Raw genomic sequence first — 20,196 nt, forward strand, 5'->3', positions numbered from 1 at the left:
TCTATTTTACTAATTTTTTATACTTGATTCGCTTAGGCGCTACATCACCTAACCGCTTTTTACGATTTTCTTCATATTCGGTGTAATTCCCTTCAAAGAAATACACTTGCGAATCGCCTTCGAACGCCAAAATATGCGTACAGATACGGTCCAAGAACCATCTATCGTGGGAGATAACAACCGCACAACCACCAAAATTCTCCAATCCCTCTTCTAAAGCACGTAATGTATTCACGTCGATATCATTGGTCGGCTCATCCAGCAACAATACGTTAGAGGACTTTTTCAATGTTATAGCCAAGTGGACACGATTCCGCTCACCACCAGATAATACACCAACTTTCTTCTGCTGATCGGCACCGTTAAAGTTAAATTTCGACACATAAGCACGTGAATTTAACGATTTATTGCCCAACATGATGTTGTCGTTTCCATCTGTAATATTCTCCCAAACAGATTTCTCCGGATCAAGGTCATCGTGGTTTTGATCCACATAACCAAGAACTACAGTTTCACCAACTTTAAACGTTCCCGCATCGGGTTGCTCCTGTCCGGTAATCAGGCGGAACAAAGTTGTTTTACCCGCTCCATTCGGACCGATAATACCAACGATACCCGCTGGAGGCAATGAAAAACTTAAATCTTCAAATAAAATCCGATCGCCATACGCTTTCGAGATATTATTTGCCTCAATGACTACATTCCCCAAGCGAGGTCCTGGTGGAATAAACAATTCCAATTTCTCTTCGCGTTCTTTCGTTTCCTCTGAAGCTAACTTCTCATAGTTATGTAAACGCGCCTTAGATTTTGCATGACGCGCCTTTGGTGCCATACGCACCCATTCCAACTCGCGTTCCAACGTTTTTTGACGCTTCGTCTCTTGCTTCTCCTCTTGCGACAAACGCTTTGCCTTCTGATCCAACCAAGAAGAATAATTCCCTTTCCAAGGAATACCTTCACCGCGATCAAGCTCTAGGATCCATCCCGCTACGTTATCTAAGAAGTAACGATCGTGGGTCACGGCAATGACCGTTCCTTTATATTGTTGCAAATGCAATTCCAACCAATCGATAGACTCCGCATCCAAGTGGTTGGTCGGCTCGTCCAATAATAAAACATCTGGTTCCTGCAGCAATAGACGACAAAGTGCCACTCTTCTACGCTCCCCTCCTGACAAATTGGCAATGACCGCATCTGGCTCCGGACAACGCAACGCATCCATGGCACGCTCTAATTTACTATCTAATTCCCATGCATTTGTAGCATCGATTTTATCTTGTAACTCACCTTGTCGAGCCAAGAGTTTATCCATTTCATCAGCATTTTCATACACCTCTGGAAGTCCAAATTTCTCATTGATTTCTTCGTACTCCTTAAGGATAGCGGTGATCTCAGCAACCCCCTCTTCTACCACCTCTTTAACCGTCTTTTCGAGGTCCAGCTCAGGTTCCTGCGCTAAATAACCGACAGAATAGCCCGGTGAGAAAACGACTTCACCTTGATAAGATTTATCAAGACCTGCGATAATTTTCAAAAGAGATGACTTTCCAGAACCGTTCAAACCGATTACACCGATCTTAGCTCCATAGAAAAAGGAAAGATATATATTTTTAAGAACCTGTTTTTGAGGCGGGTATATCTTGCTTACACCAGCCATCGAAAAGATTATTTTTTCGTCAGACATAGATTAAAATAAACTGATTTTTTGTGCAAAGATAGTCATTTTTACTCGTTAAAGACTGACATTTTGCTACTTTCCGGCCTATGGCTCAATTGTTGATAAATTATACACTGTAAAGACATAGGGTTTATAATATATTTTATACATTTATACATCCTATTATCAAAAAAGGAAAGGAAAATACATGGAAGCAAAATTTTCACCACGCGTAAAGGATGTAATCTCCTACAGCCGAGAAGAAGCACTGCGGCTTCGCCATGACTATATCGGCACAGAGCATCTTTTGCTCGGGTTGATTCGAGAAGGTGATGGTGTGGCGATAAAGATTTTGAAAAACATTGGCATAGATACGGGTGCAATCCGACAATCTATTGAAGACGCTGTAAAAGGTTCTTCAATGTCTCGTGCACCTATTGGCAACATGCCTTTGACCAAGCAAGCAGAAAAAGTACTAAAAATAACTTATCTCGAAGCAAAAATTTTCAAGAGCGATGTTATTGGCACCGAACACCTATTGTTAGCTATTTTGAGGGACGAAGAAAATATTGCTTCTCAAATATTACAACAATACAGTGTTACATACGATCTGTTTAAAAACGAGGTTGAGCAAAATAAAACGACTATTACGGATGAGGCATCAAGTTCTCCAACCGGAGACGATGATTTCCCGGAGGACGATCAACAGTTCACCGCTCCCAAAAAAGTGTCCGATATTAAGTCAAAGACACCGGTATTGGATAATTTTGGTCGCGACTTAACAAAGGCGGCAGAGGAAGGTAAACTAGACCCTATCGTAGGCCGTGAGAAAGAGATAGAGCGCGTATCGCAAATATTATCGCGTCGTAAAAAGAACAACCCTATCCTGATCGGGGAACCTGGTGTTGGTAAATCAGCAATCGCTGAAGGTTTAGCGTTACGTATCGTGCAGCGTAAAGTTTCACGTGTATTGTTCAACAAACGTGTCGTTACCCTTGATTTAGCATCGTTGGTAGCCGGAACAAAATACCGTGGACAGTTCGAAGAGCGCATGAAAGCGGTCATGAATGAGCTGGAAAAATCACCCGATGTGATCTTATTTATCGATGAGATCCACACCATCGTAGGTGCTGGTGGAGCTTCAGGCTCGCTTGATGCATCGAATATGTTCAAACCGGCTTTGGCTCGTGGAGAAATTCAATGTATCGGTGCCACAACATTAGACGAGTACCGTCAATATATTGAGAAAGATGGTGCATTAGATCGTCGTTTCCAAAAAGTTGTCGTTGAACCTGCTTCGCATGATGAGACCGTGGAGATATTGAATAGAATCAAGGATAAATACGAAGAACACCACAATGTTTCGTATACGCCAGAGGCGATTGAAGCTTGTGTGTCTTTGACTACACGTTATATCACCGACCGTTTCTTACCGGACAAGGCGATTGATGCGTTAGACGAAGCGGGATCACGTGTACACTTGAACAATATCCACGTACCGCAATCTATTCTTGATATTGAAGAAAAGATTGAAGAGGTTAAAGTAGAAAAAAACAAGGTTGTCCGTAGCCAAAAGTATGAGGAAGCAGCAAAGCTTCGTGACACCGAGAAGAAGCTCCTAGAGCAACTGGAAAAGGAAAAGGCAGCCTGGGAAACGGAAACCAAATCAAAACGTTACACGGTAACGGAAGATAGTGTTGCTGAAGTGGTAGCGATGATGACAGGTATTCCTGTACAGCGCGTCAGTCAGTCAGATAGTCAAAAACTATTGAAGATGGGCGAATCCATGAAAGGCCGTATTATTGGTCAGGATGATGCCGTTCAGAAATTGGTTAAAGCGATTCAACGTACACGTGCAGGATTGAAGGATCCGAAAAAGCCAATAGGTTCATTCGTATTCTTAGGACCTACAGGTGTCGGTAAAACAGAACTTGCTAAAGAGTTAGCTCGTTTTATGTTTGATTCCGAGGATGCCTTGATTCAGATCGACATGAGTGAATACATGGAGAAATTTGCCGTATCACGTTTAGTAGGTGCGCCTCCGGGATATGTAGGTTACGAAGAAGGTGGACAGTTAACGGAGAAAGTACGTCGTAAACCGTACGCCGTTGTCTTACTGGATGAAATCGAGAAAGCACACCCTGATGTCTTCAACTTGTTGTTACAAGTTCTAGATGAAGGACAACTTACAGATAGCCTTGGTAGAAAAGTTGATTTCCGCAACACGATCATCATCATGACTTCGAATATCGGAGCGCGTCAGCTCAAAGAATTTGGACAAGGTGTTGGTTTCACTACGGCAGCCAAAGCGAATCAAGCCGATACACACTCTCGCGGTGTGATTGAAACGGCTTTGAAGCGTGCTTTTGCTCCTGAGTTCTTGAACCGTATCGATGATGTTATCGTATTCAACTCGTTGACTAAAGAAAATATCTTCAAAATTATCGATATTGAACTTAAGTCTTTATTCGGTCGTATCGAAAGTTTAGGCTACCAGATTACGTTAACAGAAAAAGCAAAAGACTATATCGCTGAAAAAGGATATGATAGTAATTTTGGTGCTCGTCCGTTGAAACGTGCAATTCAGAAATACTTGGAAGATCCGATTGCAGAAGAAATTCTGAAAGGCGAAGTAAAGGCTGGTTCTGAACTTCGTATTGACTACAACAGCGAGAAAGAAGAAATCGTTGTAGAAGCAATACATCCGGAAGTGAATGACAAGTCTATCGAGTCGGATGTAACGGAGTCTGACGATAAAGAAAAGGAATAGTCGAAAGACAGTTTTAAGTTAAAAAATAAGCCATAAAAGGGTGTTGTTTTACAAAACGCTCTTTTATGGCTTATTTTTTGTAGGAGAGATTAAACGATTAACATTTTTTAACGTCCTATTGAAATATAGAGCGGATTTTTAATAAAAATTGAAGTACAAAAAAATTGATAAAACCTTAAACACGATAGCGATGAAAAAAATTCTATTAGCCTTATTAATTGGTACAGCTACATTGGGAACATTGAGCAGCTGTACAAAGGAGTATTATGAAATGGTGCCAAGTATCTCCGTAATTTACACACGTGAAGCAAAAGACTGGAATACGAAGGACCCTCAAAGCGCTTACCTTGATTTAAATGTTCCAGAGCTTACAAATTATTATGTAAAACAAGGTGTCGTTAATATAGCCATAAGCTTTGATGGTGAAAAAACATACAATGCACTTCCTGCTACGATCGATGGAATATCGTATAACTATGATTACGCGACGCAGTCTGTAAGAATCTATGCGCAAGATCCGATTTTTGATGGCTTTCCTGTAGATGTACCTGCTAAAGCGGTTTTTAAGATTTCTCTTACCGACGCTGATTGGGTTCAATAAAAAAGCATATTAATAAAAAAACCGGATTGGTATTACCAATCCGGTTTTTTTATTGGGAGTTCCCTATTTACTTTTTCTTAAAACGCATCACCGCAATATCTCCCATCACGAGATTCAACGTATTACCGCTCACACCAAATGATGTCACCTTCTCTAAAGTCTGGAAAAACAAAGGCTCTCCCTGCCCTTCGCAAGCCATCTTTGTACCCGCTACCGGGCCAAATTTAATGGAAGCACCACTGATATCGACTTGAGATGTAAAGTTATTACAACTACCGTTTCCCTTAACACGCTTCTCACCTGCTTCAAAAATCAAGGTTGGTTTTTTACCTGGGTACAAACCATCGAAAGCGATACGTGGTCCTGAAATATAATCCAACTCCCATGTTCCCGTTAGGCTTGCTGATTGATCTTCCATAAGTTTAAATTTTGCTATTGGCGCCATTCTAGCTTTACTAAATGACAAAATATTTCCGCTTACTGCATAATTATCGGCCGTTTCAAACAACCTTCCTAAGCCTTGTTCGGCGCTCATATCCGGACAGGCCATCATCGTTGACATCCCACGCGTAAATTTCACACGATTGCCGGCCGCCAATGTATACTCGCCCCCCATACCATTACATCCACCACTCGCTTCATAGCGCCCTCCTGAAGCATTAAGCTCCAAGTAAGGTGTCTTACCATTGATCGTCGCCGGAACAGCCTTGCCATTCAATTCAATAAGTTGCCATTTTTTGCCAACAATATTCACCTGATCCTTACCTGGAGCCGGTACCGTAGGTTTGTTTGTTGCACAACCAGCAGACAATAAAACCATTGCTACCAGAGCGCCAAAATTCATTTTTCTCATAAGAAATAATATTAATTTATACAGTACAATATACAACAATGTTACATACAAAGCAATAACACCGATAGAATTCAATTGTTTCAATTCAATAAAAAAATAAAATCTATTAAGTTAGTATATTTACAAAAACCATGGGGTTTTGATTCGTTTTCCGTATGTTTGCGGTGCAATTAAGAATTATTCTAAAAAAGAATTGACCGAATGATCATCCATATCCTTACACCGATTGCAATATTTGGTTTTATTGCAGGTTTTACGCTATTTGCTGTTTATGCAGAGCGTAAAATAGCCGGTTTTGTACAGGATCGTCTAGGACCAATGGAAACGGGAAAATATGGCTTGATACAAACAATAGCCGATATTTTGAAGCTTCTCCAAAAAGAGTTTATTACCCCTTCTGCTGCGGACAAAGTGATGTTCGCCTTCGCTCCTATCTTAATCTTCACAGCTGTTTTCATTGGCTTTTCGGTTGTTCCGTGGGCAGCGGACTTCATGCCCAGCAACACACACACGGGGTTATTCTACTTAATGGCTGTCGTTTCCATCGATGCTATCGGAATACTTATGGCAGGATGGGGATCTAACAATAAGTACTCGCTACTCGGTTCCATCCGTGCTATAGCACAGATGGTTTCCTACGAAATACCAGTCGGGTTATCGCTTATTGCTGCCGTCATGATTACCCAAACATTAAACCTCAACGAAATCGCTTATCTTCAAGGTGTATCCTCACCGGAGACGATCTATTTTATGGGGTTCTGGGATGTAACCGATATCGGTGGTTTTCTAGCGTGGCATATTTTCCAGGCACCACACCTGTTGGTGGTTTATGTCATCTTCTTCATTGCATCATTAGCTGAATGTAATCGGGCACCGTTTGATATTCCGGAAGCAGAATCGGAATTAATTGGTGGCTTCCATACGGAGTATGGAGGTATAAAATTTGCCTTTTTGTTTCTGGCAGAATACGCCATGATGTTCTTGGTCGCATTGCTCGGTGTGGTAATCTTCTTGGGGGCATGGAATTCGCCCCTTCCTAATATGGGGCAGCTACGCCTGGCAGATTGGACCTCAGGCTTGGTCTGGGGTATATTTTGGACGTTGACCAAATCGCTATTAATCGTAGCGGTACAGATGTGGATTCGCTGGACACTTCCACGTTTCCGCGCCGATCAACTGATGACTCTGTGTTGGAAGATATTGATTCCTATCGCCTTTGTATGCATCGCTATTTCTGGTTTATGGCGTATATTCGTAATTGTTTAAGATTTGGTACTACGCACAACTATACAAGGATTTTTGACCGCCGTGAAAGGTTTAACACTCACGGTGCGACACCTCTTTGGTGCTCGAAAGTCACGTAGAGAATTGGATATCCGAAAGGAAAACTATTTTGAACAGCAAGCGGGTGTAACGACGGTACAATATCCAAAAGAAAAAATGCCTATCCCTGAAGTAGCACGCTACCAACTGGACGTTGAAATTGATGATTGCATTGTTTGTGACCTCTGCGCAAAAGCCTGTCCGGTAGACTGTATTGCAATCGAAGCCGTAAAATCGCCTGAAGCAATAGGAAAAACCTCGGACGGAAGTGTTAAACGTCTATACGCCGCACAATTCGACATCGACATGGCCAAGTGTATGTACTGCGGGCTGTGTACAGTCGTTTGTCCTACAGAATGTATCACTATGACCAACCAATATGACCGCAGCACACAAAAGCTGACGGATCTGATTTATGGTTTTTCGAAGATGAGTGATACAGAGGTAGCGCAACGAAAAGAAGAATGGACGCGTTTTCAAGCTGAAAAGGAGGCGGCCAAGAAAAAATAATTATGCTTGAAAGTATCATCTTTTACGCTTTTGCCTTCTTGGCAATCGGCTCGGCACTCCTCCTGGTGAATATCAAGAATACGGCACGCGCCTTATTCTTATTATTTGTCGTGCTATTCGCGATGGCCGCTCTATATCTATTTGCACTAGCTGATTTTGTCGCCATTACACAGATCTTAGTGTACGTGGGGGGCGTACTCATTCTTTTAATATTTGCTTTTATGCTCTCCAACAAAGAACTGTTGGACGATCTACAGAATACCTCAAAACGTTTTATTTCCATGCCTAATTGGCAAGCCACCATGCTGGCCTTGGCATTCTTTGGCCTAATGCTCTATGCCGTACAGGCATGGCATAGTCACATGCCACAATGGATAGTAGATGCAGAAGCAAAAGGATCTGTTATCCAGCCGCAAGACAATAACATTAAAGCCCTCGGTTTTAAATTTATGACACAGTATATACTACCATTTGAGGTCATATCAATCTTTCTTATGGTAGCCTTAATCGGGGCGGCTCACCTTTCACGGAAGGAGGATAATCGATGATTACACTAACACATTTCCTGATCGTCAGTGCCTGTATTTTTTGCATTGGTCTATATGCCGTATTGGCAAAACGAAACAGTATTATGATTTTAGTGGGTATCGAACTGATGATTAATGCAGCTATCCTGAATTTCGTCGCTTTCGGTCGCTATGACAAAGTCAATTACGGTGGTCAGATATTTGCGTTATTCGCCATCGTGTTAGCCGCGGCGGCTGTTGCCGTTGGTCTCGCTATTATTTTGAACGTCTATAGACAACATAAAACAATTAACCCAACCAAGATAAACGAATTAAAAGACTAGTTGGAATTTTTGACAAATATATCACCCATTCATATCAGCATCCTTGTGGTGCTACTGCCATTTCTAGCCTTCTTGACGCAAGCTATTGTTGGCAAGAAAGATCAATCCGGTAACATCGGTTTGATTGCCATTATCCTGAGCACGGTATGCAGTCTTGTTGGCGTTTTTATGGAGGTATGGAACCATATTCCAATGTATGAACGTATACATTGGTTCACCATTGGAGGAAAATCTTTCCATGTGGGAATACTCTTGAACAACTTAACTACCCTGATGCAGCTTGTTGTCTGCATTGTGGCTCTCCCTGTTCATATTTATTCGCGTGCTTATATGAAAAGTGATCCGGGCATACACCGCTATTGGATGTACTTGAGCCTATTTTGCTTTGCTATGCTGGGTTTAACGGTATCCATCAACTTGTTGCAATTGTATATTTTTTGGGAATTGGTGGGATTCGCATCCTATCTATTGATTGGATTTTGGTTCACCAAAGACAGTGCAGTCCAAGCCAACAAGAAAGCCTTTATAATAAACAGAATCGGAGACTTGGGTTTCTTGGTTGGTATTGCTTTATTATACAGCCAATTGGGGAGCATCGATTTGGTGGAATTATTTGGAAAAGAAGGATTAATCTATACAATGGACACACATGCCACATGGGTTACCTATGCTGGATTAGCGTTCTTTTTAGGAGCAATGGCGAAATCGGCGCAATTCCCATTACATGTATGGCTTCCCGATGCGATGGAAGGACCAACATCCGTATCATCCCTTATTCACGCAGCAACAATGGTGGCTGCCGGAGTTTTCCTGCTATGCACTGTATTTCCATTGTTCAATGAAACCGTACTGGCCGTCATTACAATTATCGGCTGTCTTACAGCGATCTTAGCAGCATTTTTTGCGTTGCCGCAATACGATATCAAAAAGATTCTTGCCTTCTCCACCATCTCCCAACTAGGCTTTATGATGGTTGCTGTCGGTATTGGAGCTTGGGACGCTGCGATGTTTCACCTGACCACGCACGCTTTTTTCAAATGTCTTCTCTTTCTTGGTGCAGGAGCGGTAATCCACGAGATGACACATCTCAAAGAACAAACCAACGCTACCTTTGACCCGCAGGATCTCCGCACTATGGGCGGTTTAAGGCACCATATGCCCAAGACGTTTGTTTTAATGGTTATTGCTTCATTGGCTTTAGCCGGATTCCCATTAACTTCGGGATACCTCTCGAAAGACAGTATTGTGATATCGGCTTTTGAATGGGCCAGTCAGTACGGAGGCTTATATTTCATTGTTCCGACATTCTTGATCTTCGTAAGTATCTTGACAGCCTTTTATATTGGAAGGTTGTTGTTTAAGGCCTTTTTTGGTCCATACAATTATACGGCTAAGGTACACGATGCACCCTCGACGATGCTTTACCCCATGTTGTTCTTGGGTAGCTGTAGTTTGTTCTTTGCATTCTCTTGGCAACCGCTCGATTACCACGCCTCATGGCTTATGGAAGCTTTTCACGTGAAAAAAAGTTTTGCAACCGTAGATATTGCACACATCATCATTCCATCCGTGCTAACCCTAGGCGCATTAGTGACCTGGGCCATCGGCTGGCAATGGTATGTAAAGTCTAAATACCCTTTTGCAACTGAAGGTCGCTGGATGACCTTTTTCCGCGAGCAAGGATACATCAATCAGTTGTATGCATTTACGTTTGTAAAAGGTACAGTTTACCTGAGTACGGTTTTATTCTGGTTCGATAAAAACATCGTTGATGGATGCACTAAATTACTTGCAACTGTTGTTCGCGAACTTGCACGAGTAGCAGATTGGTTCGATAAAAACATTGTCGATGGTTTAGTAAACGTCATCGCTCGATTTACATATTACCTTGGTCATTTGGTCCGCCAAGTGCAAAACGGTCAACTGCAAGGCTATTTAGGTTTTGCATTAACAATTGTTGTACTGGGCATTCTTTACTTGATAATTAAATAAAAATGGGCTTATTATCCATATTGATATTTTTACCACTCCTAGCTACGGCAATCATCTTAGCATTGCCAACCACGGCTAGAGCCTCCTATAAATACATTGCATTGGGCTTTACGGCGATACAATTCATCCTGTCGGCCTATATGTATACCCAGTTTAATCCACAACTTGGAGGCATTAACGAAATTGCGGCTTACCAATATGTGGAACAACTTCCCTGGATCCGTATGGATTTGGGATCAATTGGCAAACTAGAAATAGATTATTTCATTGGAATTGATGGTATTTCATTACCACTTATTGTACTAAGCAGTCTGGTTATGCTCATGGGAATTGGAGCTTCATGGAATATTTCAAAAAGCCTAAAAGGATATTTCGCTCTACTTATGGTGCTCAATACTGCCGTAATAGGGATTTTTTCTGCACTCGACTTTTTCCTTTTCTATGTTTTTTATGAGGTTATGCTCCTCCCCCTATATTTTCTTATTGGCATATGGGGAGGTGAACGTCGCGAGTATGCAGCCATTAAGTTCTTTATCTATACCTTGTTTGGATCGGTCTTTATGTTGCTTATTATCGTCGGACTCTACTTCTCGGTCGTCAACCCGGAAACAGGAGCTCACACCTTCAATATCTTGCACATGATGAACCCGAAAAATTATATCGAAGGTTCTTTCTTTGGATATCTGTCCAACTACCACGAAGTATTGGGTATTCCAGCGCGCATGATTGGCTTTATTGTCCTTTTCTTTGCCTTTGCTATCAAAGTACCCATCGTTCCACTTCATACCTGGTTACCTGATGCACACGTCGAAGCACCGACCCCCGTATCCATTATTCTTGCCGGTATCTTGTTAAAAATTGGAGGTTACGGCATCATCCGAATCTGCTACAGCATTTTTCCTGATATTGCTGCAGAGACCAACTATTGGATCGCATTGATCGGCGTAATATCTATTCTGTATGGCGCTTTCAATGCCTTAGCGCAAAAAGATTTAAAACGCATGATCGCCTATTCATCGGTTTCACATATGGGTTTTGTGTTGTTAGGTGTTGCTTCTCTTACGGCTGAAGGTATATCGGGAGCACTCTTTCAAATGATCTCGCACGGTTTTCTAAGTGCTGCCTTATTCTTTTTAGTGGGAGTCTTGTATGACCGCGTCCATGATCGATACATCTATAACTTCCGGGGACTTGCTACGATTATGCCAAAATACACTGCTTTTGTTGCGATTGCCTTCTTTGCTTCGCTCGGTCTACCTGGTTTTTCGGCCTTCATTGGGGAAGCTTTCGTCATTATCGGTGCCTTCAATGCGGAGAGTATGGCCACGGGGGTACCACGATGGATGGCTTTAGCCGGATCCGTTGGAATCCTCTTGAGTGCTGCCTATTTTTTATGGACCTTACAACGTATGTTTTTTGGATTACCAAGACTAAAAGGAGGAGATCAATGGAATGTTGCCTTGGTCGATGTGACGTCACGTGAACAGCTCATCCTCGTTCCTACTTTGGCATTAGCTTTAATACTCGGAATTATGCCATCATTGGTCTTTACAAACTTAAATGCATCTGTATTGCGACTGATCGAACTGATAACACCACACATTTAAAAACAACAACCTGTGAATATCAACAACATATTAGATCATATTATTGACTCGGTACCCTTCTTTAAGCCAGAGTTAAGCCTAATGGTAGCTTTTGTATGTTGTATTTTCGCCAGTCTGTTTATTCAAAAGTACTGGAAAAACATTACCTTCTGGATCAGTATAATTGGCTTCGCTGCAGCTTTTACTTTCCTTTTACCGCAGCTCAACACACCAAGCACCAGCTTCTTTGAGATGCTGGTCATCGACAACATGTCGATCTATGCTCGCATGCTGATCTTAGTAGGAACAAGCTGTACAGCTATTTTTATTCAGCAACGTCACCCAAAACATAATGGAGATATATTTAGTATCCTCATCGGCGCAACGATAGGTATGCACCTCCTAGCGGTAACCACCAATTGGCTCGTTGCTTTTATCGCCATTGAGATGGTTTCCATCTGTTCCTACATTTTGGTTGGTTATTTTGCACAGAACAAGGTGCAATCTGAAGCAACCATGAAATATGCTTTATTCGGATCCGTGTGCGCAGCGGTGATGCTGTATGGTCTTTCTTTGATTTACGGATTAACAGGAAATCTGGATTTCACTTCGGCTCAACATATTCGCGGTTTAATCGAAGCACCCGAAGTAATCATTATCATAGCGCTGCTATTTGTCTTTGTTGGTATTGGTTTTAAACTCAGTTTTGCTCCATTTCATGTTTGGAGTCCCGATGTATACCAAGGCGCCCCTACTGCTATAACAGCTTTTATTTCCACTGTTCCTAAGATCGGTGCTATTATTCTGTTTGCCCGTTTGTATAAAGCGTGGGCGGGAACAGGTTTTTATTTTTCAGATCTTATGATTTGGTTTATGGCGATTGCTGCCATAGCGACGATGCTTATTGGTAATCTCGCGGCGTTACGACAAACAGATCTTAAACGGATGATGGCTTATTCTGCCATCGGTCATACCGGCTTCTTACTGATGGCTATCTTTGCATACCAGGAGCATACCGATTATTTACTGTTTTACCTTGTGGCGTATACCGTCATGAATTTTGCAACATTCTTATTTATCGATCAGATTGAGCAACGAACTCTCTCGACTGAAATAAGTAGCTTTACAGGCCTAGGAAAGAAATTGCCTATTCTATTCACGGCGTTTACAATTACGCTAGTTTCATTGATAGGTCTTCCGCCTACAATCGGTTTTATAGGAAAGCTACTCGTCTTTTCAGCTGTATTTAGTGATTATCAACAAAATGAAGAAATAGCTGTGTTGATCTTGCTTATTGTGGGAGCCTTGACATCTGTGATCTCGTTGTTCTACTACTTTAAGATACCATTGTATGCCTTCTTGCGGGAATCCCAACAAGAAATTTCTTATAATGAGCAACGCAGTTTAATCCTTTTTGTCTTGGCCTTAATACTGGTTGGCATTATCCTTCTACTTGGCTTGTTTCCGAGCTTATTGTTAAATGCATTAAAGTAAGATTTATTAATCTTATCTTTGCTCCAACAATTTTTTATGTTAGAAGCATTAGTCATAACCCCCGTAAAAAACGCTCTAGAAAATACATTAGAGACGATAAAGGCTATTCAGAGAACAGAGTCTACTGTTTCTTATTTCGTGTATGATGATTTTAGTGACAAGGACGTTTCGCAAACTCTATTTGCCGAGCAAAGTAAATTAGGCTACAACTATATCCATCTTTCAGCGCTCACAAATACGCCATCTCCCAACTACCATACTGTATTAATCGACGCGCAAAAAAAAGCTATACAACTTGGTGTTCCGTTGATTATTGTGGAGTCGGATGTGGTGGTAAAGCCCCATGTTTTTAAATCTCTTTTAAGCTACATATCTCCCAAAACAGGTATGGTCGGAGCCATTACCGTTGACGATACAGGAACGATTAATTTTCCTTATCTCAAGTTTAAGAATGAAAAAGAAGCGGTGATAAAAACATCCCGAAGTCTTAGTTTTTGTTGTACCTTACTTTCTTTGGACTTCCTTAAAACTTTTGATTTCGCAGAATTAAATAGTGAAAAAGACTGGTTCGACACTATTATTTCGGAGAAATCAATTGAATCAGGATTTGAGAATTATGTTTTGCTGAACACTCCGGTACTACATAAACCACATGGTAGCAGACCTTGGAAACATCTTAAATATACCAATCCCTTAAAGTACTACTGGTTAAAGTTCACGCAAAAAAGAGATAAAATTTGATATGCCTCTAGTTCATAGCCTCCAAGAAGTTATTTTAAAACACAATGTACCTTTTGTTATCTGGTGTTATTGGGAAGGGGCGCCTATGAACAAAAATAGAGCTTTAAGTTTCGAGTATCTATGTGACAATATTGGGGTTCCTGTATTATTGGTGACTCGAGATAATCTACACCAATTTGTACGCCATGATTCGCCACTGCATCCATGTTTTGAACAGCTGAGCATTGTACATCGCTCCGATTATATTCGTGCATACCTCCTGCAGCACTATGGCGGGGGTTGGCATGATATTAAAGCGACAAAAGTTTCCTTCACGGACTCGTGGAACGACTTTGCTGACCAAAATATATGGATGATCGGTCGCCCGGAAACAGAGAACGGAGCTGCGCCCGTTTTTGATGCAAATGGTGCATACATGCCCGACAACTACCTGAATTTAATCAGTGTTCCGACTTGGATTGGAAGACCAGATACTCCTTTTTCGCGCGAGCTATATCAAGGCTTTCTGTCTCTTTTTGATACATATCAAAAGGAACTAAAAGAGCACCCGGCTCGACATCCACGAGAGAAAAAGATCAAAGCGAAGCACATGGGGCATCAGCTTGTTCTATTTTTCAAGTATTTACTTTCGGGCAGAAATCCGAATTATCCGTTACCGTGGACTGTTTTTGGTAATATCTTTCATCCCTTATGCTTGAAGTACAAAGAGCATATCGCTAGATCCCTTCCTATTGACATGGAAAAGAATGCAGGTATTTACCACCGGTAGACGCCGCTTCTTATTTCAACAATCCGAGCATACCTAATGCGATGTTATAGGGCCGGGACCAGCTCCGGTTTACACGCAATGGTCCTTTTAGTTCTCTCTTAAAAAATTCAGCGTGATGACTGTTTAGGTAGGATATTTCAGCTCTTTTCTTTGCCTTGGTCATACTTTTGCGTCGTGAATCAGTATGTATTCTATAGTAGAATCCAACAAAGGGTAATTTCACAACTTGCCCTCCATCTTTCAACAACTTGATCCAAAACTCCCAATCTTCACGTACACAGCGGGGATCGGTTGCGTATCCGCCCATCCGAATCCAATCTGCTTTACGAAACACAGCACTCACATAAATCATATTATCTAATGCCAACGCACGTAAAGAAAATGGTTTCAAGTGCCAATGTCTGGTCACAGCTCCAAATTTTTCGGCTTCCGCATATACAACCTTTACCGTCGGGTTGTTTTCTAAAACCGCGATCGCCTCTTCCAAATAATTTGGACTGATCAAATCATCCGCATCCAAAGGCAGAATGTATGTGCCTTTTGCTTTTTCAATTCCATGATTACGTGCACGTGATGGCCCCCCGTTCTCCTGGTAAAAATAGTGAACATTGCCATATCTAGCTGCCAAAGCTTCACCTACTTCACGACTATCATCTTTGGAACCATCATCGACAATAATAATTTCCAAGTCGGTCCAGGTTGAATCCAGGACAGATTGAACGGTAGATTCGAGAAAACGACCATGATTGAAACAAGGAACAACTACACTAAGCATTTTTATAACAATAAATCATTAGACCTAACCAAGGTTGATCAAATTTCTAATACATTAACGACTCAAAGTTCATTATTTCAAATTTGTATCGTCTGTTAATTTAGCAATTTGATTATCATTAACACAAAATAATAATCATTCTTATACCCTTAAATAGGGCTGTGTGGCATTTAAACGAAATAATACCAACAGCAAAACAATATGCATTAAAGCAAGTTAATAATTATTCAAAGATAGGCATAAAAATTGTGACACGCTTGGAACTAATATAGACATGAAATAGAGAGGAAATCAAAATTTATGAAAATAATAAATAAAAAACTGTAGCAGACACAAATATTGTAACGTTTATATTGTAATAAAAAAAATAAAATTAGATTTGTGTATGATAACGGTCATAATTCCAAACTATAATGGACGAGAGTTGCTGGAGCAATTCTTACCATCAATTTTTGCTTCGTTGGCTTATGCGAAAGTGGATTTTGAATTTATTATCGTGGATGACTGTTCAACAGACTCTTCCGTAGAATTTTTACAACAACAATACCCTGAAATCAAACTTTTAAAAAATGAGGTAAACTCTGGTTTTTCTAAAACGTGTAACTTGGGTATAGAGGCGGCTAGAGGCGAAAAACTATTATTACTCAATTCTGATATTCAATTGACTCCTTCCTATATCAAGACTTGTTTAGATAATTTTGTCGATGCGCAAACCTTTGCTGTGATGGGCCAAGCTATTGACGGAAGTGTTAAGCCGCAAACGACGGGTGTACTTTATAGACAGGGGCTTTTTTCAATCCAGAAATATGCGAACCATCAGAATAATGAAACCCACTTTGTATCTGGTGCAAACACATTGTACGATACAAGAAAATTAAAAGAGCTTGGTGGCTTTAACACTATTTTCAGTCCCTATTATTTTGAGGATGACGATTTAAGCTTCAGAGCCATGAAATGTGGTTGGAAATCTTATTTTATAAAAGAAGCAATTTGTTACCACTTAGGGTCAAAAACAATCAAATCTGCAGCTAAGAAGCAAAAAATAAAAAGAATCTACTTTCGAAATAAACTTATTTTTAACAGGTTGCATTGTAGATCTTCAGATACGTTTTACAACATCAGAGTGTTGACCACGAGCGTGGTACCCAAATATTGCGCAGGGCAGTTTTGGATTTGGAGTAGTTATAGAGACTCTCTCATCCTTGCACCTGGTTTCAAAGCCTAACATTAATAAAACCAATCTGTATCTTTGTTCTTAATGAGCGCTCCTGAAAAGCAAAAAACCCTTATCCTTTGTGCCCCGTCAGATTTTGGATTCTTTGATTGCATAAAAGTGCATCTAGAAAAATCTGGTTTTGAGGTATTTGGATTTCCAATTGAAGATGCGAACTACAAATATAAAAGCATATTAAATCGCATTTATAACAGCTATCGCAAAATCATACTTGGTGACAAACACTACAAAACAACGGTAAAACTAAAGGAGAGATATCAATCTTTAAGCCCCAAGCTAGAACGGTTACAAAATGTAGACTTTGCTCTTTTTATTCGTCCCGACATGTATCCTCAACAATTTATACAAGAGGTTAAAAATAAAGCCACTAAAACCGTTGCCTACCAATGGGACAGCTTCAATCGATTTCCACATGTCTTGAATTACATTAATCTCTTTGACCACTTCTTCACTTACGATTTCAGAGACTTAACATATGGTTCATCACTAAAATTGATCACGAACTTCTATATTGGAGAACCAGAGGTGTGCGCTAATACCGAACGTAAAACCGCTTATTTATTAGGTAGTTTTGATGAGGATAGATTCCAACAAGCTGTCGCACTCAAAAAAGAACTTGAATACTACGAATTCGATTGTAGTTTCACATTAAAGACAGCAAAAAAAGACCATATAAAAAGGCTCACTAAGTCTGGGTTAAAATCTATTACACGATCCATCTATTATCCCGAAAATTTAGCAGCTGTAAAAGAGTCAACCCTTTTAATTGATGTACAAAACACCAGCCAAGTAGGACTATCTTTCCGCGTCTTTGAGTCTCTTTGCTATGGAAAAAAACTTATCACGACAAATAAGCATATATCGAAATATGACTTCTTTCACCCTAACAATATCTTCATTTGGACTGGTGATAATCAAAAGGAATTAAAATCTTTTCTATCAACGAAGTACCATACCCTTGATACAGAAATTGTTCAAAAATACAGCCTAAAAAATTGGATACGGACAGTTTTTAATATCCCTCCCCATATTCAATAAAAATGAATATTTTACTTCATAATCCTGAAAACTAGATTAGTCTTTTCTTTTATTAGGGAACAATAGGTAATATAGCTTACGATACCATACATTATTATACTTTTCTTGATACTTTGCTTTCAAAAAGAGTTGATGTATTCCCAATTTATTGGATAAATAATATGCGTAATGCTTCTTGTAAATGTAATAGAAGCTTTGTTCAATAGTTTGACTTGCTTGGCTTAAATCGGTGATGGAGTTTCTAACTTCTCTCTTTCGGTAAAAATATAAATGTTCGGGTATTTGGTACACATGTGCACCAAATTTTTGAATAATTCGAATCCATAACTCCCAATCTTCATGATTTTTCAAAGACTCATCAAAACCGCCGACTCCCATTACTTGTTCACGACGTACCATTGCGAAGATGGGAATAACATTAGCCCGCAGAAAGGAAGAAATTTCAAACGCATTGAAAAGAAAGGCATTGTTTTCCCTCCCAAAATTTCGGATACCTGAATAGACTAGATTAAGCGAGGGCTTTCTTTTAAACATTTCTAAACAACGTACTATATAACTTGGATCGACGCGGTCATCAGCATCCATGAATACAACAAACTCTCCTCTAGCCTTTTCAATACCTACATTTCTCGCTTTGGAAGGTCCTTGATTCTCCTGTATAAATATGGAGAATTTTAAAAACTTATTAGTTAAAATAAATGATTCCACAACACTCGTTGTCGCATCAGAAGAACCATCGTCAATCACGATAACCTCAATATGGCTATAGGCTTGGTTTGCAACAGAGATTAAACATTCTTCTATAGTTTCTTCCACATTAAAAGCTGGAATAATCACGCTAACCAAAATATTATCTTTAATCATGACTTAAGATGTTATTAATTTTTGTGTCAATCCAAGAAGTAAAACTATACTTGGCAACAATACTTTTATCAATTCTTCTATACGGAAGCTTAAGAAAATTGGGAAGTTCGTGTAAATTGTCCTTTTCGAGAATAAAAAAGTTATGTTCATCATAAAAATCCGCTTCGCGTACAGTCGGATTTGTGGTGATTACTTTCTTCTCAAAACAAAGACCTTCAAATATACGAAATGAAAAGCCGACGTGACTGGAGATCACTAGATCTAAAATCAACTCCGACTTGGAAACATGCTGTAATTGATCATAAAAAGAAACATGCTGATGAACAATTTCCATGTGTTCATGTAAATAGGGAGGTAATGTCTGTGTTATATGCTTATTACAGACAACGACAAATCTAACCTTTTGAAACAATTCTGTTAATGCGCGATGAACAGCAATCAAGAAGTCTACTCGACTTTCATTATATGTACTCACATAGTAAACATTATAAACCTCCGTCTCTTTACTTTTCTTCGGAATAAGTCCCGGAAAATCAAAATAAAAATTCGTAGAATACATGAGATTAATATCGTTATATTTCATGACATCATTTCGATCAAAGACATAGAATTTATCAAAAAATTCAACGTAATCTAATACTTTAATATCTCGTCCGACTCCATCAAAATGAAAACCAATTAACAAATTGGTCTTACTACGTATGGTTTTAATTATTTCGAAATCAAAAAAGTCTGCACGTAAAACTAGTGCAAACTCAAAAGCCATATGCTGATCCAGAATCTCCTTCTGTTTATTCTGTAAGAATTTTTCACGAAGCTGACGTTTAAACTTCTTATCTCCTAAAAAAATTTTTCGTGCTATATTTTCGATTCTTTCAAAAATAGAGCTGTACCTAAAGGGGTAACCGGCATCTTGAATATGCACAACTTCGTAACCCAAAAACTCAAGATTACGAACAATAAGCTCATACAGTTTAAAACTATCAGTTGAAGCTAACAGAATTTTTTTTGACATCTTTAATATTAAAATTTCAGCACGTACAAATTTGTTGTACGCTAATTACAATTTTGTACCTTCGCCCATTAATTATTTAGCACAAAGGTATAGTATAGCACTTTTTATTTAACCATAATTGGAT

The 20,196-nt window shown here is 39.8% G+C and carries 18 protein-coding genes; 13 read left to right on the forward strand and 5 right to left on the reverse strand.

Annotated features, from left to right (window positions below):
* Position 1: 1 nt before the first annotated feature.
* Positions 2 to 1,684: an energy-dependent translational throttle protein EttA gene (ettA, locus tag E2P86_RS14105; protein WP_085474222.1), complete on the reverse strand. Its 1,683-nt coding sequence runs from the start codon at positions 1,682 to 1,684 to the stop codon at positions 2 to 4.
* Between the two features lie 181 nt (positions 1,685 to 1,865).
* On the opposite strand from ettA, the gene E2P86_RS14110 reads away from it, so the two are divergent.
* Positions 1,866 to 4,427 carry an ATP-dependent Clp protease ATP-binding subunit gene (locus E2P86_RS14110; protein WP_085474223.1) on the forward strand — a complete coding sequence of 854 codons (2,562 nt, stop codon included), beginning with the start codon at positions 1,866 to 1,868 and terminating at the stop codon, positions 4,425 to 4,427.
* Between the two features lie 190 nt (positions 4,428 to 4,617).
* Entirely contained in the window at positions 4,618 to 5,028 is a 411-nt protein-coding gene (locus tag E2P86_RS14115; RefSeq protein WP_134433582.1) for a hypothetical protein, read from the forward strand.
* A 67-nt stretch (positions 5,029 to 5,095) separates the two neighbouring features.
* Here the strand turns inward: E2P86_RS14115 and E2P86_RS14120 are convergent, their stop codons facing one another.
* Entirely contained in the window at positions 5,096 to 5,881 is a 786-nt protein-coding gene (locus E2P86_RS14120; RefSeq protein WP_134433583.1) for an META domain-containing protein, read from the reverse strand.
* Between the two features lie 201 nt (positions 5,882 to 6,082).
* Between E2P86_RS14120 and E2P86_RS14125 the strand changes: the two genes are divergently transcribed.
* From E2P86_RS14125 to E2P86_RS14165, 9 genes are all read left to right on the forward strand, one after another.
* Entirely contained in the window at positions 6,083 to 7,147 is a 1,065-nt protein-coding gene (locus E2P86_RS14125) for a complex I subunit 1/NuoH family protein (RefSeq protein ID WP_394346502.1), read from the forward strand.
* A 33-nt stretch (positions 7,148 to 7,180) separates the two neighbouring features.
* Entirely contained in the window at positions 7,181 to 7,714 is a 534-nt protein-coding gene (locus E2P86_RS14130; RefSeq protein WP_240775515.1) for a 4Fe-4S binding protein, read from the forward strand.
* A 2-nt stretch (positions 7,715 to 7,716) separates the two neighbouring features.
* Positions 7,717 to 8,262: an NADH-quinone oxidoreductase subunit J family protein gene (locus tag E2P86_RS14135; protein WP_240775516.1), complete on the forward strand. Its 546-nt coding sequence runs from the start codon at positions 7,717 to 7,719 to the stop codon at positions 8,260 to 8,262.
* Positions 8,259 to 8,564: an NADH-quinone oxidoreductase subunit NuoK gene (nuoK, locus tag E2P86_RS14140; RefSeq protein ID WP_085474228.1), complete on the forward strand. Its 306-nt coding sequence runs from the start codon at positions 8,259 to 8,261 to the stop codon at positions 8,562 to 8,564. Before E2P86_RS14135 ends, nuoK begins: the two co-directional genes overlap by 4 nt.
* A gap of 9 nt (positions 8,565 to 8,573) precedes the next feature.
* Positions 8,574 to 10,556 (forward strand): NADH-quinone oxidoreductase subunit L, encoded by a 1,983-nt coding sequence (gene nuoL / locus E2P86_RS14145; RefSeq protein ID WP_234991296.1) that lies wholly within the window; start codon positions 8,574 to 8,576, stop codon positions 10,554 to 10,556.
* A gap of 2 nt (positions 10,557 to 10,558) precedes the next feature.
* Entirely contained in the window at positions 10,559 to 12,163 is a 1,605-nt protein-coding gene (locus E2P86_RS14150) for a complex I subunit 4 family protein (protein ID WP_085474230.1), read from the forward strand.
* 12 nt (positions 12,164 to 12,175) lie between these two features.
* Entirely contained in the window at positions 12,176 to 13,636 is a 1,461-nt protein-coding gene (locus tag E2P86_RS14155; RefSeq protein ID WP_234991297.1) for an NADH-quinone oxidoreductase subunit N, read from the forward strand.
* 36 nt (positions 13,637 to 13,672) lie between these two features.
* Entirely contained in the window at positions 13,673 to 14,377 is a 705-nt protein-coding gene (locus E2P86_RS14160; protein ID WP_134433587.1) for a glycosyltransferase, read from the forward strand.
* Positions 14,378 to 14,462: 85 nt separating this feature from the next.
* Positions 14,463 to 15,146, forward strand: a complete 684-nt coding sequence (locus tag E2P86_RS14165) for a capsular polysaccharide synthesis protein (protein WP_159451881.1) — start codon at positions 14,463 to 14,465, stop codon at positions 15,144 to 15,146.
* A gap of 10 nt (positions 15,147 to 15,156) precedes the next feature.
* On the opposite strand, the gene E2P86_RS14170 is transcribed toward E2P86_RS14165, so the two are convergent.
* Complete coding sequence (locus E2P86_RS14170; protein WP_085474234.1) at positions 15,157 to 15,921, reverse strand: glycosyltransferase family 2 protein; 765 nt, start codon at positions 15,919 to 15,921, stop codon at positions 15,157 to 15,159.
* Positions 15,922 to 16,306: 385 nt separating this feature from the next.
* Between E2P86_RS14170 and E2P86_RS14175 the strand changes: the two genes are divergently transcribed.
* Positions 16,307 to 17,146, forward strand: a complete 840-nt coding sequence (locus tag E2P86_RS14175) for a glycosyltransferase family 2 protein (protein ID WP_085474235.1) — start codon at positions 16,307 to 16,309, stop codon at positions 17,144 to 17,146.
* 33 nt (positions 17,147 to 17,179) lie between these two features.
* Entirely contained in the window at positions 17,180 to 18,193 is a 1,014-nt protein-coding gene (locus tag E2P86_RS14180) for a hypothetical protein (RefSeq protein WP_085474236.1), read from the forward strand.
* A gap of 36 nt (positions 18,194 to 18,229) precedes the next feature.
* Here the strand turns inward: E2P86_RS14180 and E2P86_RS14185 are convergent, their stop codons facing one another.
* The gene (locus E2P86_RS14185; protein ID WP_085474237.1) at positions 18,230 to 19,057 is read right to left on the reverse strand and encodes a glycosyltransferase family 2 protein; all 828 of its coding nucleotides are present in this window, start codon (positions 19,055 to 19,057) and stop codon (positions 18,230 to 18,232) included.
* On the reverse strand, positions 19,050 to 20,072 hold the full coding sequence (locus E2P86_RS14190) for a hypothetical protein (RefSeq protein ID WP_085474238.1): 1,023 nt from the start codon (positions 20,070 to 20,072) through the stop codon (positions 19,050 to 19,052). Before E2P86_RS14190 ends, E2P86_RS14185 begins: the two co-directional genes overlap by 8 nt.
* Between the last annotated feature and the right edge of the window lie 124 nt (positions 20,073 to 20,196).

The organism is Sphingobacterium psychroaquaticum, assembly GCF_004421025.1.
GTDB lineage: Bacteria > Bacteroidota > Bacteroidia > Sphingobacteriales > Sphingobacteriaceae > Sphingobacterium > Sphingobacterium psychroaquaticum.

Bases quoted from the DNA above. Each gene is read 5' to 3' on its own strand.
- ettA (WP_085474222.1), bottom strand. From the start codon at position 1,684: ATGTCTGACGAAAAAATAATCTTTTCGATGGCTGGTGTAAGCAAGATA.
- E2P86_RS14110 (WP_085474223.1), top strand. From the start codon at position 1,866: ATGGAAGCAAAATTTTCACCACGCGTAAAGGATGTAATCTCCTACAGC.
- E2P86_RS14115 (WP_134433582.1), top strand. From the start codon at position 4,618: ATGAAAAAAATTCTATTAGCCTTATTAATTGGTACAGCTACATTGGGA.
- E2P86_RS14120 (WP_134433583.1), bottom strand. From the start codon at position 5,881: ATGAGAAAAATGAATTTTGGCGCTCTGGTAGCAATGGTTTTATTGTCT.
- E2P86_RS14125 (WP_394346502.1), top strand. From the start codon at position 6,083: ATGATCATCCATATCCTTACACCGATTGCAATATTTGGTTTTATTGCA.
- E2P86_RS14135 (WP_240775516.1), top strand. From the start codon at position 7,717: ATGCTTGAAAGTATCATCTTTTACGCTTTTGCCTTCTTGGCAATCGGC.
- nuoK (WP_085474228.1), top strand. From the start codon at position 8,259: ATGATTACACTAACACATTTCCTGATCGTCAGTGCCTGTATTTTTTGC.
- E2P86_RS14150 (WP_085474230.1), top strand. From the start codon at position 10,559: ATGGGCTTATTATCCATATTGATATTTTTACCACTCCTAGCTACGGCA.
- E2P86_RS14160 (WP_134433587.1), top strand. From the start codon at position 13,673: ATGTTAGAAGCATTAGTCATAACCCCCGTAAAAAACGCTCTAGAAAAT.
- E2P86_RS14165 (WP_159451881.1), top strand. From the start codon at position 14,463: ATGAACAAAAATAGAGCTTTAAGTTTCGAGTATCTATGTGACAATATT.
- E2P86_RS14170 (WP_085474234.1), bottom strand. From the start codon at position 15,921: ATGCTTAGTGTAGTTGTTCCTTGTTTCAATCATGGTCGTTTTCTCGAA.
- E2P86_RS14175 (WP_085474235.1), top strand. From the start codon at position 16,307: ATGATAACGGTCATAATTCCAAACTATAATGGACGAGAGTTGCTGGAG.
- E2P86_RS14180 (WP_085474236.1), top strand. From the start codon at position 17,180: ATGAGCGCTCCTGAAAAGCAAAAAACCCTTATCCTTTGTGCCCCGTCA.
- E2P86_RS14185 (WP_085474237.1), bottom strand. From the start codon at position 19,057: ATGATTAAAGATAATATTTTGGTTAGCGTGATTATTCCAGCTTTTAAT.
- E2P86_RS14190 (WP_085474238.1), bottom strand. From the start codon at position 20,072: ATGTCAAAAAAAATTCTGTTAGCTTCAACTGATAGTTTTAAACTGTAT.